Raw genomic sequence first — 15,969 nt, 5'->3', positions numbered from 1 at the left:
AAATAAAAATGAAATATTTTAATATCATTATTGTTTTTTTTATAATCACTTTCAATGTCTATTCACAAGATTACGAAACCGATTCACTTGGTACTGAAAGCAACCTTCATTTAAGGAATTATTTAAGGTTAGGGATAGGAAGGCTAAATAATTACTTCAATGTTGGTGGGGGAATTTTCTTTCCTGTTTCAGAAAAATTCTTAGCTGGACTTAGAGCTAATGGGAACATTGAACTCGAATTATTTAGACATCCTGAAGAAAATTTATGGGATATAGATGCCAATGTTAGATACACCCCTTTTGTCTGGACAAAAGCAGTCATTTTTATCGGTGTCGGAGTCGGTTATGCTGCGGGGCAAAAAAGAGGTCAATTAATAGAAAGCCATTTCTTAGTTGCGGAAGAATATGAAACAATAAAGTATAATAGCGTATCAGCATTGACAGAAATCGAGTTAGGATTTTTCCTAACAAAAGGTCTTGGAATTTTTATTTCCGGTTATTCCACATTCACAACTGAAAAGAATGTTTTTGGAATTCAATTGGGTTTATCGCTATACAGATTAAGTGCACTATAAATGAAAACTAATATGAAAAAATTTATATTTTATTAGAGAGTTCATCCATCAACAACAATAAAATATCAAATTCCTAATGCCGGAAGTGTAACTCTAAAAGTTTACGACATCCTCGGCAGAGAAGTAACTACTCTTGTTGATGAATTTAAGAATGAAGGCAGGTACGAAATAAACTTCAATGCAAGCCAGCTTGCAAGCGGAGTTTATATCTACACAATAAAATCAAATGATTTTACTGCTTCTAAAAAACTGATGCTTCTAAAGTAAAGCTAAATCCCAAGGGGACAGGCGTTAAAAGAAAGACGTAAAACGAAACGGTTGTAATTAAATTTAAAGGCAGTCGTTTACCAGGCTGCCTTTTTTCTTTTAAATTATTTTAATAATAAATATGAGATTGAATTACAAAAGAATTGTTGTTTACATCCGGGTCTTCCATTTGCAATCTGAACTGCGGTTTGATTTCTATAAAGCTGTAGGGGAAAAATTCAAAGCCAAAAACTACCCGCGACACTTCATCCTTTTCAAAATCAGAGTCAGGATCAAATCTGTCATATCGAACTACTGCGTCTAAACCTCTGATTATTCTATATGATGCTTCGATCATCAATGCGCCGGATTTTATATCGGTGCCGGTTAAATCATTTGCCAAATCGTATTCGCCGATAAGTGTAAAGCCGGCAGCGCCAAATCCAAGATAACCGCCGTACATCTGAACTTCGGGATAAATAGTTTGAAAACTTGGAGTGAAACGCTGATCCTTAAAATTAGAATAAGAGCCGCCAAAGAAAAGATGAACATCCTCACCGGTGGGTGGGGTGATCATCAGGTTTGCAGTGTAACTTGGATCAGTTTGAAAAAGCTGTGTGCGCGGGTTGCCAACACTTGCAGTCAGGAAAGCGTACTCATCAAAATAGATACCGACTTCGGCACCGGACTCAACATATCGCGGTTCATAAATTAGCCCCTGCCTGTTTCCTGTGGCGAATAAAAGTCCAAGATCACCACCGCGTGTGTATGCAGTATGATCGTCAATCCTTACGCCATAATTCGGCGAGAAAGTTCCGCCTTTGATGTAGCTATCGTTAGGTAAAATTCTTGCAACTGCGTATCCTTCATAAATCTGCTGAATAAAATCATATCTTGCCTGAACAGAAATTTTATCAGATAAATCAATCGCAGTGTAAATGGAGGCATTCATTCTCTGAAAATCGGTTCGCGTATTTTCTTCTGTTGTACGAACAAGGTACTGCCCCCTTAGATCAAGCCCAAAATAAATATTTTCTCCGATTCTGTTGGTCATCAAAAATTCTTCTTTCTCCTGCGAATTCATCGGGAGAAATTTTTTCCCGAAGTTCCATCCGCGATCTGTACGAAGTTCGCCGCCGGTTGGGTTAACGTGGCAATCCTGGCAGGCAGCTCCCCCTTTAAGTGAAAAGCGGGGCAGAGCTTGCGATTCCCCAATTATAAAAAGTGTAAATACAAAAAACATCAAAAAGTTCGCTTGTCTCATATTTCTCCTAATTTATTTTTATTTTAATTAAGCAATGAATGGGTCAAAACTTAGTAAAAGAATTTTGCTTTCACAATCGTAATTTATTTTTTTCAGGAACACAACTTTGATAACGCAGATCGGGTGAATTTACTCTGATTCATTTTTTTATTGCTCAATAATAAATCAGATAAATAATGAACACTCATTATTTAGAACTAAATTTACATTGCTTAAGACGCCGCTGTTTAATAGCTTTAAATAACAAAATGAAGAAGATTTTAATTTTAGGTTCAACCGGCTCAATCGGGGTTAACACTTTGAATGTGATAAGACAATTTCCCGATCACTTTAAAGTTGCCGGACTTACAGTAAATTCAAATATTGACTTGCTCGAAAAGCAGATCAATGAATTCAAACCAATTTTTGCTGTCGTTCAAAATGAAATCCTTGCTAAAACTTTAAGAAGCAGGTTAAAATGTAAATGCACAATTTATTCGGGTACAGATGGACTGAAAAGAATTTCGCAGGAGGCTGATTACGATATTTTTGTTGGAGCAATTGTCGGGTTTGCGGGGCTGCCGCCAACAATAGAAGCAATCAAAAGGGGAAAGCGTATTGCACTCGCCAATAAAGAGACTCTTGTTGTCGCAGGTGAGTTAGTCACTGAACTTTGTGAAAAATATAATTCCGAAATTATTCCGATTGATTCCGAACATAGCGCAATTTTTCAATGTCTTACCGGTGAAAAAAATAATGAAGTTGAAAAAATAATACTTACTGCTTCCGGCGGACCATTTTTAAATAAGGACAAATCATTTTTTAAAGAAGCTACTATTAAACAAGCGCTCAATCATCCAAACTGGAAAATGGGGAACAAAATTACAATTGATTCAGCTTCAATGATGAATAAAGGGCTTGAGGTAATAGAAGCTCACTGGCTTTTTAATCTTCCAAAAGAAAAAATTGATGTTGTAATACATCCTCAGTCAATTGTTCATTCGATGGTGCAGTTTATTGATGGCTCAATAAAGGCCCAAATGGGTCTGCCCGATATGAAATTGCCGATTCAATATGCGCTTACTTTTCCAAAGAGATTTGAAAATAATTTTGTGCGCACTCAATTGCCCGTCATTGGGACTTTAAATTTCTTTAAGCCGGATTTAGATAAATTTGAATGCTTAAAAATTGCTTATGAAGCGCTTGAAATGAAAGGAACCGCACCTTGCATTTTAAATGCTGCAAATGAAATTGCCGTTGAGAGATTTTTAAATGGGCAGATTAAATTCTCACAGATTCCTTATTTTGTAAGTGCGGCTTTAGAAAAAATAGACAATCATAAAAAACCCGATCTTGAAATCATTCATCATTGCGATGAAACTACAAGAGAATTTGTAAGACACTTGAGTTAAAAGGAGAAATCAGTTAAATGGATTATGTAATTTATTTTGCGATAACAATTGGAATTTTAGTATTCGTGCATGAGTTTGGTCACTTCGCTGCTGCCAAGCTTTGCAGAATGCGCGCTGATGTTTTTGCAATCGGTTTTGGTAAAAGACTTTTTGGATGGAATAAAAAAAATGGATTTTCATTTGGCGAACTGCCAAAAGATTTTGACGGCGAAGGTCACACAGATTATCGTTTAAGTTTACTACCTCTTGGCGGCTATGTAAAAATTGCCGGAATGGTGGATGAAAGTTTCGACACATCATTTGCAGACAAAGAGCCGCAGCCATATGAATTCAGGGCGAAACCGATGTGGCAAAAAATATTTGTCATTTCCGCCGGTGTGATAATGAATCTGCTTCTAGCGTGGTTAATATTTTGGGGTGGAAATTTTTTCCAGGGTAAAGCCGTTACTAAAACCACCACCTTAGCATTTATTGAATCGGGAAGTGCTGCCGAGCAGATTGGATTCAAAGCTAAAGATGAGATAATTTCCGTCAACAATATTAAAGTTGATAATTGGGAAGATCTCCGCGCACAGATATTTATTCATACGCTTGGCGAAAATCTTTTCGTAAGATTAAAAAGGGATGGGGAAATTGTTAGCCTATCAATTCCACGAAGTAAAATCCCCGAAGATGAAAACGCGCAGATGTTCCTTATTCCCGATGGAGTGCAAACTGGAATCGGTGAAGTACTTGCCGGTTCACCTGCAAGTAAAGCGGGAATTAAAACAGGCGACATTATTCTTTCACTGAACAACCAAAAAATTTACGCTTCTAAACAAGCCACAGAAATTATATCAAGCAATAAAGAAGTTGAAATACCCGTTGTTGTTTTAAGAGATAAATATACATTGACACTTGCTGTTACTCCCGGTGCAAATGGAATGATTGGTGTTGGGCTGGGGCAAGTTTTTTCGGGACCAACTGAATTAAAAACTTACGGATTCTTTGAATCATTTTATTACGGCTGGCTTGATATCGAGAGAATGACCGACTTAACATTCAATATGCTCGGAAAAGTTTTTGCCGGCGATATTGAATTTGGAAAAGCATTTGGCGGACCGGTTAAGATTGCTCAGTTCGCTGCTAAATCTGCGGAGACAGGCATCTCAAGCTTTTTATATTTTCTTGCTTTGTTAAGCCTAAGTCTTGCAATAATGAATATTATGCCTTTTCCGGTTTTAGACGGTGGACATCTTGTAATAATTTTAATTGAAGGAATAATAAAAAGAGAGATCCCGATTAAAATTAAAATGGCAATTCAAAACACAGGCTTGGTGCTTCTGCTTCTGCTGATGGCATTTATTATTTATAATGATTTTCTGAGTCTATAATATTTGTAAATGTTTTTTGATTTAAAAGATTTGAAAGCCCGCTTGATGTTCAGCGGGCTTTTTGATTTTTATGCTAATAATATTTTTAATTAATTATGTAGTCAAATGATCAACAAAAACAGAATTAGAATACTTCAAGATGGAATCGAGACTAAAGGTCCAATTGTTTACTGGATGAGCCGCGATCAGCGTGTTCATGATAATTGGGCATTGCTTTTCGCCCGGCAGATTGCAATTGAAAATAAAAAACCGCTTGCCGTTATTTTTAATCTTGTGCCTGATTTTCTTGAGGCGGCAATTCGTCAATTTGGATTTATGCTGAAGGGATTAAAAGAGGTTGAAGATGAGCTTACGAATTATAATATCCCGTTTTTTTTATTAAATGGGAAACCTGAAGTAGAAATTCCCAAATTCTTGATTGAGTTTAATGCATCAATTTTCATTTCGGATTTTGATCCTCTGCAAATTAAAAGAATATGGAAAAGCGATGTTGCAAAGAAAATTACAATTCCATTTTATGAAGTTGATGCTCATAATATTATTCCCTGCCTGTTTGTCTCCGATAAACAAGAATTTGCTGCATACATGATTCGTCCAAAGATAAACAAAGCCTTAATAGAATTTCTTGATGAATTTCCTCCGCTTCAAAAAATGAATCAAAACGAACTTACATCGGATAAAATAGATTGGAGCAAAGTAGAAAAATCATTAAATCTTAATCGTGATGTAAAAGAAGTTGATTGGATAATCCCCGGTCAAAGTGCCGGATTAAAAGCACTTGAGTTTTTTCTTCAAAATAAATTTGATCAGTACAACGAGTTACGAAATGATCCAACTAAAGACGGACAATCAAATCTTTCTCCCTACCTTCATTTTGGTCATTTATCGGCTCAGCGGATTGCACTGGAAACTCAAAGATTAAACGGAAATAAAGATTCTGAAAAATCATTTCTCGAAGAACTAATTGTGCGGCGGGAGCTATCGGATAATTTTTGTTACTTTAATCCAAAGTATGATTCGTTTGAAGGATTTCACAATTGGGCAAAGACTTCCTTAAATGAACATCGAAAAGATAAAAGAGAATATATTTATAGGTTAGACGAATTTGAACAAGCAAAAACACACGAAGATTTATGGAATGCCGCACAGCGTGAGATGATAACGACGGGAAAGATGCACGGATATATGCGCATGTATTGGGCAAAGAAAATTTTAGAGTGGAGTAAATCACCCGAAGAAGCATTAAAGATTGCGATCTGCTTAAATGATAAATATGAACTTGATGGACGCGATCCGAATGGATATACAGGAATAGCCTGGTCAATAGGTGGTGTGCACGACCGCCCCTGGTTTGAAAGAGCAGTGTTCGGAAAGATCAGGTATATGAATCGCAACGGAGCTAAAAATAAATTTGATATTGGGACTTATATCAAAAAGTTTAATTGAATTGTCTGCTCATCTAAATACAAAACTTACTAAAAATTATCTTTTCTTATATTTACATTTAAAAAATTGAAATTAAAAAGAGGATATGCAATGTTTAAAGTAGTATTAATTAAAGGAGATGGCATTGGTCCTGAAATTGCCGATGCAGTTGTAGAAATTTTTGAAGCCGCAAAAATTCCTATCACCTGGTTAGAACATCAAGCCGGCTTAAATATGATTGACAAACATCCTTCCGGAATTCCTGATGAAACTCTTAAAGCTATAAAAAAATATGGAGTAGCTTTAAAAGGTCCTACAACAACACCCATAGGTAAAGGACATAAATCCGTAAATGTTACAATCAGAACTTCGTTAGAATTATATGCTAATGTACGCCCCACCAAATCATTACCAGGCGTGCGTACAAGATTTGATAATGTAGATTTGATTATAGTTCGTGAAAATATTGAAGACACTTACAGCGGAATAGAACACAATCAAACCGCAAGCGTTGCACAAAGCTTAAAATTAATTACACGTCCGGGTTCAATTAGAATTGCCAAGTATGCTTTTGAGATGGCTAAACTTTACGGCAGAAAAAAAATTACTGCAGTCCACAAAGCAAACATCCACAAACTTACAGACGGTATGTTTCTAAATTGTTTTTATGAAGTTGCAAAAGATTATCCTGAAATTAAATCAAATGATTTGATAGTTGATAATACTTGCATGCAGCTTGTTACAAATCCTGAACGGTTTGATGTGATGGTATTGCCAAATCTTTACGGTGATATTGTTAGTGATCTTTGTGCTGGATTAGTTGGCGGACTTGGTGTTGCGCCTGGTGGAAACATTGGTGATAAATCTGCGATCTTCGAATCAGTACACGGCTCTGCACCGGATATTGCCGGGCAGGGAATTGCTAACCCAATGGCACTGCTTCTTTCTTCATTTCAGATGCTGCAGCATATCGGGCTTCATAAAACAAAAGACAGACTTGAACGCGCATTACTTGAAACATTAAAGGATGGGCTAAAAACTCGCGACCTCGGAGGCAAATTAAATACAAAAGAATTTACTAAAGCTATCATTGATCATCTCGATCCAATGCCGGTTGATGAATTAAAAGAACCAAAGCCTCTGCATATTATGAGTGAGCTGCTTCCTACTTATAAAAAAGTTGTTGAAGATTGCCACGGAGTTGATGTTTTTGTAGAACATCCAAATGGAATTCCAACCCTGCCGGAAAGAGTTGGAAATCTTAAACTAAAAATGATTTCTAACCGCGGTACAAAAGTATATCCCGGTCCATTACCGGACATTTGGTTAGTTGATCATCATCGCTGCAGATTTATTGCGCGGGATGAAAAAGGTGAGTTAATGAATATTGGCGATGAAGAAATTTTTGAACTTATCCGTGAATTATCTGCAAGAAAAATCAAATGGATGCATGTTGAAAAACTTCAGTTGTTTGATGGCGAGTTAGGTTATTCGAAAGCGCAAGGAGAATAGTATTTTTACCGTATCAATTTCATTCTCTTCATAATTTAATTTTTAGGTAGAATATTTGGAACAATACAAAGTAATATCATTTTATAAATATGTAAACATTGATGATCCGGAAAATTTTGCAAAAGACCATTTAGAATGGTGCAATCAAAACGGAATTAGAGGAAAAGTTTATCTTGCTAAAGAAGGAATTAACGGTTCGATCTTTGGAGATGAAGCTTTAACAAGAAAATATAAAAACCATCTAACCAGCTATAAAATTTTTGATGATGTTTGGTTTAAAGAATCCTTTACTGATATAATTGCCTTCGATAAAATGCACGTACGTGTTAAAAACGAAATTGTGAATTCAAAACTTAATGTTGATCTAAAAAACACCGCACCAAAACTTACACCTGAACAATTATTTAATTTTTATAAAGATGGAAAAGATTTCATCATCGTTGATGCACGGAACGATTATGAAAGTAAACTTGGCAGATTTAAAAATGCAATCACTCCCCAGGTAAGACATTTTAGAGATTGGCCTAAGGTGGTGGAATCATTGGAGCAGTTTAAAGACAAAACAATTATCACCTACTGCACCGGTGGCATACGCTGCGAAAAAGCCTCTGCATATTTACGTGAGCAAGGATTTAAAAATGTCTATCAAATCAATGGTGGAATTTTAAATTACATTCAACAATATCCCGATACATATTGGGAGGGAAGTATGTTCGTATTTGATGAACGAAAAGTAGTTGAACCAAACACCAAAGAAGAATTAAAATACATTGCAAAATGCCATTTTTGCGGAAAGCCGGCTTCATATCATATCAACTGCCACAATGTTGAATGCGATAAACTTATAGTTGTCTGTCACGAATGTAAAATAAAATATGATTACTGCTGCTCGGACGAGTGCAGAGAAAGTGAAAGAAAAAGAAAAGTTATTTCGGGATAAAAACAATTCAACAATTCAACAATTCAACAATTCAACAATTCAACAATTCACATCTAAAAAATAACTTTACATTCACTTTGATTTTGTTTAAGTTTTCTTCGAGGAAAAGAAAATGAATGATTTCTTGGCACGATATTTAGCTCTCTCTCTCTGCAATTGCGGAGTGGAATTGAATTATTCTTTTTAACATTAGACTTCTGTTTGTATGAACTGCCTGCAGTTTACATACAGTCATTTCAATTCATTCTTCATTCTAAATTATTCATTCTTAATTATTCATTATTCATTGTACTTTTCCCCACCGGTTTTACGTAGCTCCAAATTGTTCAATAATACATTTTATATTTTACAATTTAATAAGGGAGTTAAAAATGAAATTTATTAATCTAATCCTTTTTATTATGCTTGTTTTAATTTATTCTTGTACTGACCAAATAATAAATACTGTGGTCGAAAAAGAAGAATTTATTCAGACCAATAAGGTTGTGTTAACTTCAGATTCTTCAATTATCAACTCTGATAAACCACTTTGCGGGACTAAAGATGTAACCGTGTGGTTGTTTGATCATTATGAACCAAAAGCTGGGAAATTATTGGGTATCTGGCCAGGATCAGTTTCACAATCATTATGGTCGGAGTGCAGAACTATTTGGGGTTTTTCACAAGTAATAGTTGGTAATTCAAGCTCATATTCAACTGCAATTAATGCTGGATATTCGAGTTCGAATATTTTTTTACAAATAAGTAATTATTCTAATTATCAAAGCTTGATTAATTCGATTGATGCGCAGTATTATATCGACGAACCCTTTGAGAGAGGAACCTTTACCACCAATCAACTTGTAGAAATTTCAAACTATATTTTATCTCATCGTCCTGGGAAAAAACTTTATTTAGGATCATATTCTACAAGTTGGATTTTAACTTTATATCTAAGTGTAATTAATTCAACAAGTAATTCTTATATAATGTGTGATTTTTATGACGATGGATTTCTTGATTTTGATCAAAGGAATGAATGGAGTGAATTCAAAGATTTTTATGGTTCCGGAAATTTATCAAATTGGATTCATTCAGAGAGAGATGGGATTTCTGAATTCGACCAACTAATCGGACATGCCAATAATATAGGAATAAATTCTCTATGGTTGTTTATTGGGTCTGATGGAAATGCTGGTAATGTTGATGAATTCAGTTATTATGCTTGGAAAAGCGGTTGGCTGAGAAGATTTGATAGAAAATATGTTTACGAATATAGATGCTCATATCCTGATCCTTGTGATTGCGATCCAACTTTATCAGATGGTTGGTATGTATATGAGATATAGGAATTTAATGATCTTCGAGAAGTTTTTTATCAAGAATGAGGAGAGGATTATCATGAAACAGTTGTCTTTTTTAATCGTTTGTACTTTTATTTTATTAACCAACATTAACCTTGAGGCTCAATCATTTCGCTTTGGGCTAAAATTAGAAATGTTCGGGCTTGTGAATGAAAAAGTTAGAGATAAAGAAACCTACTCAACTAAATTTGTATTGTCCGAAACTCCATCAATCTATGCTGTATTGCATCAAGGAATTACAGAAAGTTTCTCAATAAATTTGAAGCCTGGAATTTTATTTACTAATTCTGACGAAGGATTTACAGGTTTTGAATTAGCAGCGTTAGTAGAAAAAAAATTATCTATTCAAAATATTTTTTTGTCTGGTGGAGTCAATCTGCACTTAAATATGAATCATGCATACGGTACCGGTTGGGTTGATGTTTCTGATGTCAAACTAATTACTTTTATTTTACTTGGTGCAGGATATCAGTTTAATGAGAATTTATCTTTTGACTTAACTGTCCATCAAGCCTTGCAAAGAGAATATGGATATGACACACTAAGCCCTGATGAATTTAATGTTAGTGGTCCTAAAAAAATGCTCCTCATGATAAAAATTGGTATCCTGGCTTATTTCTAAATTTCAATAACGCTTATAAAATTCATTTCGATCCATCGAAGCAGTTTCTTCTGATGGCTCACAAAATCTAAAGGAAGTGAAGAAGATGCTTTTGCAGAAATAAATTTGAGAGTTAAACCTTAAATGTAAATTTAAAAAAGAAAGGCTGTCCAAATAAGACAGCCTTTTTACTAATTACTCCTTCATCTGCATTGCCACCAGCTTTAATTATCATTCCCACGCAAATGGAAATCTACTCCAAATCTCCCCTTCTCTTTTTAAGAGAAGGGGGCGGGGGATGAGTTTGTGCCACGCTCAACTTGTTTCAGCATATCACCTATCGAATTCTATGCACTTTGGTCATTTATTAATAACTCACCTTACTCATAGATTGAGTTTAAATAAAATTCCTCTTGTGATACTTCGTGACTTCGTGGCATAATTCCTCATCTTTTCTTTTAACACACAAGACTCTAATGCACAAAGAAACCACCAGTGTATAAGGTGAGTTAATAATCTTGATGAGAACCCATCACCCGCTATACTTCATCAGGAAACTGATAGCATACAGTTATTAAAGTTCGAAAACCTTCCATTTTTGGATTTTCTATAAAATTAAAGCACCATCTTGTTAAATAATTATCCCATTATTTGATAATAAATTATCATTTACTGAAAGTTTTTTCTCATCCGTTTAATGTTAAATGCTATCATTATATAATTTTTTCCCATTAAGATAAATTATTTTGCTATCATTTAAAATATTATTGCTATCAAGTAAAATATTATTATCATCTGGTTAAAGTATTTTCTCATTAAGAAAGAGTAAAATTCTATCCGGTTATAGATTTTTGCCGCCCGTTTATATTAACTTGCTTTTAGTTCTCACTCTTTTTAATTTTGGCTATAAATTTTCTGTAAAAATATAGAGACGCTTATGCTCAGATTCACAATACCGCAAATGCTTAAACTTCGCATCATCAACCACCCCGTTGGTTTTTTAATGAAGAATGGCTTCCCCCGACAAACAGCTTACAGAATATGTTCCGGTAAGTTTATAAACCTTACAAGTAAACAACTCGAAAAACTTTGCCTCGCACTCAAGTGCACACCCAACGATATAATAGATTGGATTCCCGATGACGAAAAATTACTAGAGTCCAACCCGCCCCTCGCAAAATTATTCAAAGTCCAGGTGCCGTACGAATTGCGCGATATGGCTAAAGATATCCCATTTGATAAACTCCACGCCTTCAATCAAAAACTCGATGAACTAAAAAAAGAATTCACCTGATTGATAACAGCCAAACCTCAACTTCTTTATAACAAATGAGATTCTTTTTTTTATTTGCATCATCATACAAGTAACTATTTAAAAATAATTATGCCCTTAAATAAAATTCTAAATATGCTCGAACCAACTAAAGTCCTGCAAATAGCAGAAACTGATCTTCAGGTATTATTGAAATCTGCTTTGCTGATACAGGAGGCTGATACCATTATAAATGACATTATCAGAATTTTAGATTTGAGCGGCACGCTGATTTTTCAGGAGACTGATAACAAGGGAAATATTCTGATTAGAAAAATTGAGAACATCGAGAGAGGTAATGAATTATTAGAAAGCCGCAGAAAAATTTATGAAAATATGTGGAACGGCTGCGGCTGTAAAATTGATTACTATGATTAAACGCAAGCTTAATTTTTTAACTGTGTCTCACTGAAATAATATCCCCATCCTTAACAATATATTCTTTGCCTTCCAATCTCCATAAACCCTGTTCCTTTGCTTTTGCGAAACTTCCGCAGTTGAAAAAATCCTCGTAATAAACAACCTCGGCACGAATAAACTTATTGAAAAAATCAGAATGAATTTCACCGGCAGCTTCCTGTGCATTCATACCTTTTCTAATCGTCCACGCCCTGCATTCATCTTCACCAACAGTAAAAAATGACTGAAGCCCCAGCAGATCGTAAGACTCTCGTATCAAACTATCAAGCGCCGATTCCTTAATTCCATATTCATTCATAAAAACTCTTGCCTCCTCCTCGGGAAGTTCGCTCATTTCCATTTCTATTTTACCAAAGAATGAAAGCACCTTTGTGTTAAGACCGACTTTTGTTTTAAGTAATTCGTTTAAATATTTATCAGAATCGGCAACTTGAGTTTCATCAAGGTTAAGTGCAATCAGCATCGGTTTTATTGAAAGAAGCTGGTAAGTCTTTAACAATAAATGCTCTTCTTTCGTCAATTGCATTTCGCGTAATGCTTTTTCATTTTGAAGATGTTCGTAACATTTTTCAAGCAAAGGCAATTCTTTTTTAAGAAGTTCCTCCTGCGTTTTCAGTATCTGTTTTCTAATACTCTCAATTCGCTTTTCAACAATTGCCATATCCGATAGAATAAACTCGGTTTCAAAAGTTGAAATATCTCTCAACATATTTACAGAACCATCAGGATGGGGAACTATTTCATTACTAAAAAGCCTCACCACCTGGACAAGCGCATCATTTGTTTTTACTTTAGATAAAAAATTTCCCGTAAACTGTGTTGATCCGGAGTCACCTTTCTGCAGACCGATTACATCAACAACTTCAATTGTTGCATTCACTTTTTCTTCGGGTTAAACATCTCAACAAATTTATCCAATCTTTTGTCCGGCACTTTAATGACTGCCTGATGAGTTTCTGATTTTGTAAGTGTGTTTGGATCTATCAATGTTTTGGTTATAGTTTGAAATAAAGTCGTCTTTCCGGAAAAAGGCAATCCTACTATTCCTATCTGCATAAAATTTCCTTGTATGATTTCTATAAAATATAATTGCAAATATACTAAAACCAGGAGGGATGACTTTAGGTTCAATCACCGCTCCAAAATTTTTGCTAAAATTATTTTTATTGTGTGACAAAGTTGAATCTTTTATTTTTGGGTGTGAATCTCATCAAAAATTAATTTAATCTTTAAAGACATTTAAGGGAGTCTGGCTATGGAGAAAACGAACTATTTAATACCTAAGAATCATCCGGATTTGGAAGGTCTAATGAAAAAATATAAAAACTTTTTTCAGGCAATTGAAGACACCGGCGGTAAAAAGATAGTGCTTGATATTCAACCGGCGATAATCAAGATCAAAAGTAATTCAATGTGGGGCGAAATAATATCTGTCGCAGAGCACTCTGCAAAGTGGATACAACTTTTAATGTTCGGTATTGAATTCAATTTTTATAAAGATGAATCACTCACAACGATTTATAAAAATGGAGAATGGCAGGCTGAAAAAGAAATCAGTCTGTGGCTTCGCAGATTAGGGGAGGGTATTCCCTTTAGTTTTCTTTTTCTAAAACAGTGGGATGCTCGTTTGCATACGATTATCGGGGATATGATAAACCAACCATCGAAAATTGAAAAAATAGTTGATGAAGATTATGCTACTTATCAATTCGACAAAGAACAGCAAAACACAATTGATTCCCGGGTTGGGATCGGCTGCCAGCTTTTTATGCACTATTGCAGCGGTACTGATTATGACCCGAAACCTGTAATTGAGGCGATCCTTGCTGAGTTTCAAATACCTTACGGTTACGATGTCATACTAAAAGAATTTCAAAAAGATATTAGAGAAAACGCACAATACCGTGTCAGCATCAACGGTAAAAAACCTGAGTTTTGATATTAATAAGTCGCCTTACACAAAATATTAAATGGATTAAAGGGCTAAAGTCCTGATCTCGTTGTTATATTCTCCCCACCATGAATGGCGCGGTTATGTACAAATAATAAAATGGGTAATGTGACTTAATAATTTTTCTGAGGTTCCTATTTGCTAATTCCATTTACTGTACAGTTATCACAATTACCGCATGCTTTTTCCCCGGGAAATCCAAAGTAGTCAGAGATAAAAGTTCGTCTGCAATTTTCACTTCGAAAGTAATTTACAACTGAGAGAAGTTTTTTGTTATCGTTCAAAAGTTTTTCTTTCAAATAATCTTCATCCTGTAAAATATCCGGAAGCTCACCAACCAGTTTAAGATTATTTTTTTCAACATCACCTTCGGTAACGCCGTATCTATCTAACATTGCAAAAGCTGTTTCAATTCTAAAATCAGTTTTGTTTTTATAAATCATGTGCTCACGAACAAATTCAATTCCATTTGTGTTCACCAAATCAAGATCACGTTTCAATAAATCATAAAGAGCAAAATAAATATCAGCATTTGGATTTGCCCACTGAATAAACTGCATCTGAGTATAAAGATCTTCCTGATTATAAAGCAGCAGACAAAGCGAATCCATTCCATCTCTTCCCGCACGACCGATTTCCTGATAGTATGATTCAATTGACGACGGAACTTCTGCATGAATTACAAAACGAATATCAGCTTTATCAATCCCCATCCCGAATGCATTTGTAGCAAGAATTAATTTTTGTTTGCCGTTTAAAAAATCCCTCTGCATTTTCCTTCGCTGATTGTCTTCAAGTTTACCGTGATAAACACCGTGTTTAAAACCTTTATCACTGATAATTTCAGAAAATCGTTCTAACGTTTTAATCAAAGCAAAATAAATAATTCCTGTATCGGAAAATTTTTCCAGAACTGAAAATATTTCACGAAGCTTTTCTTTATCATCGAAAACATCTACTGTTTCCAGCCTAAGGTTGGGGCGCTCAATTCCTTGATGAAATATTTTTATTTCTTCTTTGTTAAGATGAAGTTTTTTGATAATATCCTGTTGAACATCGTGAGTTGCAGTAGCTGTTAAGGCTATTGTAAGCGGGTTACCCATAAATTCTCTGAACTCCCCAATGCGGGAATAATCGGGACGGAAATCATGTCCCCATTCTGATATGCAATGTGCTTCATCAACTGCCAGCAAATCAATTTTAACTTTTTTTATTTGCTCGACAAATTCAGGTTTGCGGAATCTTTCAGGAGTTACATAAAGCATTTTGATTTTATGCTCAACAAAATCTGATAGCCTTTTTTCCCGCTCCTGTTTTGATAACGTTGAGTTTATAAATGTTGCTGGAATATTTTTTTTCTGCAGAACATCAACTTGATCCTGCATTAGTGCTATTAGCGGACTAATCACAATTGTACTATTTTCAAAATAGAGTGCTGGAATTTGATAACACAAAGATTTACCGCTGCCGGTTGGCATTAGCACAAACGCATGATTTTTTTCTTCGGTAATTCTTTTAATGATATTTTCCTGCTCGCCCCGGAATGCTTCGTAACTGAAATAATCATTTAAAATTTTAATGATGCTTTTTTGCATCGATCTAGTTACTCATACTTA

14 protein-coding genes and 1 pseudogene are annotated in these 15,969 nt (G+C 34.9%); 12 read left to right on the top strand and 3 right to left on the bottom strand.

The window, feature by feature from the left end; genetic code table 11:
• Positions 1-8: 8 nt before the first annotated feature.
• Both IPH11_09140 and IPH11_09135 read left to right on the top strand, forming a co-directional pair.
• Positions 9-575 (top strand): hypothetical protein, encoded by a 567-nt coding sequence (locus IPH11_09140; GenBank protein MBK6913809.1) that lies wholly within the window; start codon positions 9-11, stop codon positions 573-575.
• A 57-nt stretch (positions 576-632) separates the two neighbouring features.
• A complete protein-coding gene (locus tag IPH11_09135) occupies positions 633-842 on the top strand; it encodes a T9SS type A sorting domain-containing protein (GenBank protein ID MBK6913808.1) in 210 nt (69 codons plus the stop codon).
• A gap of 109 nt (positions 843-951) precedes the next feature.
• On the opposite strand, the gene IPH11_09130 is transcribed toward IPH11_09135, so the two are convergent.
• Positions 952-2,085, bottom strand: a complete 1,134-nt coding sequence (locus IPH11_09130; GenBank protein ID MBK6913807.1) for a hypothetical protein — start codon at positions 2,083-2,085, stop codon at positions 952-954.
• 248 nt (positions 2,086-2,333) lie between these two features.
• Between IPH11_09130 and IPH11_09125 the strand changes: the two genes are divergently transcribed.
• The 9 genes from IPH11_09125 to IPH11_09085 all read left to right on the top strand — a co-directional run bounded on the left by IPH11_09125 (position 2,334) and on the right by IPH11_09085 (position 12,360).
• Positions 2,334-3,476 carry a 1-deoxy-D-xylulose-5-phosphate reductoisomerase gene (locus IPH11_09125; protein MBK6913806.1) on the top strand — a complete coding sequence of 381 codons (1,143 nt, stop codon included), beginning with the start codon at positions 2,334-2,336 and terminating at the stop codon, positions 3,474-3,476.
• A 17-nt stretch (positions 3,477-3,493) separates the two neighbouring features.
• Positions 3,494-4,849, top strand: coding sequence for an RIP metalloprotease RseP (gene rseP / locus IPH11_09120; protein MBK6913805.1), 1,356 nt, complete (start codon positions 3,494-3,496; stop codon positions 4,847-4,849).
• A gap of 105 nt (positions 4,850-4,954) precedes the next feature.
• Positions 4,955-6,295, top strand: coding sequence for a deoxyribodipyrimidine photo-lyase (locus IPH11_09115; protein MBK6913804.1), 1,341 nt, complete (start codon positions 4,955-4,957; stop codon positions 6,293-6,295).
• 90 nt (positions 6,296-6,385) lie between these two features.
• The gene (locus tag IPH11_09110) at positions 6,386-7,786 is read left to right on the top strand and encodes an NADP-dependent isocitrate dehydrogenase (protein MBK6913803.1); all 1,401 of its coding nucleotides are present in this window, start codon (positions 6,386-6,388) and stop codon (positions 7,784-7,786) included.
• Positions 7,787-7,841: 55 nt separating this feature from the next.
• Positions 7,842-8,726: a rhodanese-related sulfurtransferase gene (locus IPH11_09105; protein MBK6913802.1), complete on the top strand. Its 885-nt coding sequence runs from the start codon at positions 7,842-7,844 to the stop codon at positions 8,724-8,726.
• Between the two features lie 371 nt (positions 8,727-9,097).
• Positions 9,098-10,054 (top strand): hypothetical protein, encoded by a 957-nt coding sequence (locus tag IPH11_09100; protein ID MBK6913801.1) that lies wholly within the window; start codon positions 9,098-9,100, stop codon positions 10,052-10,054.
• Positions 10,055-10,106: 52 nt separating this feature from the next.
• Positions 10,107-10,691: a hypothetical protein gene (locus tag IPH11_09095; protein ID MBK6913800.1), complete on the top strand. Its 585-nt coding sequence runs from the start codon at positions 10,107-10,109 to the stop codon at positions 10,689-10,691.
• Positions 10,692-11,607: 916 nt separating this feature from the next.
• A complete protein-coding gene (locus IPH11_09090; protein MBK6913799.1) occupies positions 11,608-11,964 on the top strand; it encodes a helix-turn-helix transcriptional regulator in 357 nt (118 codons plus the stop codon).
• Positions 11,965-12,054: 90 nt separating this feature from the next.
• Positions 12,055-12,360: a hypothetical protein gene (locus tag IPH11_09085; GenBank protein MBK6913798.1), complete on the top strand. Its 306-nt coding sequence runs from the start codon at positions 12,055-12,057 to the stop codon at positions 12,358-12,360.
• Positions 12,361-12,376: 16 nt separating this feature from the next.
• On the opposite strand, the pseudogene ychF reads toward IPH11_09085, so the two are convergent.
• Positions 12,377-13,458: pseudogene (gene ychF / locus IPH11_09080) on the bottom strand (redox-regulated ATPase YchF).
• 253 nt (positions 13,459-13,711) lie between these two features.
• On the opposite strand from ychF, the gene IPH11_09075 reads away from it, so the two are divergent.
• A complete protein-coding gene (locus tag IPH11_09075; protein MBK6913797.1) occupies positions 13,712-14,341 on the top strand; it encodes a hypothetical protein in 630 nt (209 codons plus the stop codon).
• A gap of 146 nt (positions 14,342-14,487) precedes the next feature.
• Here the strand turns inward: IPH11_09075 and IPH11_09070 are convergent, their stop codons facing one another.
• Positions 14,488-15,948 carry an ATP-dependent DNA helicase RecQ gene (locus tag IPH11_09070; GenBank protein ID MBK6913796.1) on the bottom strand — a complete coding sequence of 487 codons (1,461 nt, stop codon included), beginning with the start codon at positions 15,946-15,948 and terminating at the stop codon, positions 14,488-14,490.
• Between the last annotated feature and the right edge of the window lie 21 nt (positions 15,949-15,969).

The sequence above is a fragment of the Ignavibacteriales bacterium genome (assembly GCA_016709155.1).
Classification (GTDB): Bacteria; Bacteroidota; Ignavibacteria; order Ignavibacteriales; family Ignavibacteriaceae; genus JADJEI01.
Note: the sequence above shows the minus strand (reverse complement) of the source record. Positions and strands in the feature narration are given on the sequence as shown.

Coding starts and splice junctions, on each gene's coding strand:
- IPH11_09100 (MBK6913801.1), top strand. CDS start 9,098: ATGAAATTTATTAATCTAATCCTTTTTATTATGCTTGTTTTAATTTAT.
- IPH11_09140 (MBK6913809.1), top strand. CDS start 9: ATGAAATATTTTAATATCATTATTGTTTTTTTTATAATCACTTTCAAT.
- IPH11_09125 (MBK6913806.1), top strand. CDS start 2,334: ATGAAGAAGATTTTAATTTTAGGTTCAACCGGCTCAATCGGGGTTAAC.
- rseP (MBK6913805.1), top strand. CDS start 3,494: ATGGATTATGTAATTTATTTTGCGATAACAATTGGAATTTTAGTATTC.
- IPH11_09070 (MBK6913796.1), bottom strand. CDS start 15,948: ATGCAAAAAAGCATCATTAAAATTTTAAATGATTATTTCAGTTACGAA.
- IPH11_09115 (MBK6913804.1), top strand. CDS start 4,955: ATGATCAACAAAAACAGAATTAGAATACTTCAAGATGGAATCGAGACT.
- IPH11_09090 (MBK6913799.1), top strand. CDS start 11,608: ATGCTCAGATTCACAATACCGCAAATGCTTAAACTTCGCATCATCAAC.
- IPH11_09095 (MBK6913800.1), top strand. CDS start 10,107: ATGAAACAGTTGTCTTTTTTAATCGTTTGTACTTTTATTTTATTAACC.
- IPH11_09110 (MBK6913803.1), top strand. CDS start 6,386: ATGTTTAAAGTAGTATTAATTAAAGGAGATGGCATTGGTCCTGAAATT.
- IPH11_09130 (MBK6913807.1), bottom strand. CDS start 2,085: ATGAGACAAGCGAACTTTTTGATGTTTTTTGTATTTACACTTTTTATA.
- IPH11_09085 (MBK6913798.1), top strand. CDS start 12,055: ATGCCCTTAAATAAAATTCTAAATATGCTCGAACCAACTAAAGTCCTG.
- IPH11_09075 (MBK6913797.1), top strand. CDS start 13,712: ATGAAAAAATATAAAAACTTTTTTCAGGCAATTGAAGACACCGGCGGT.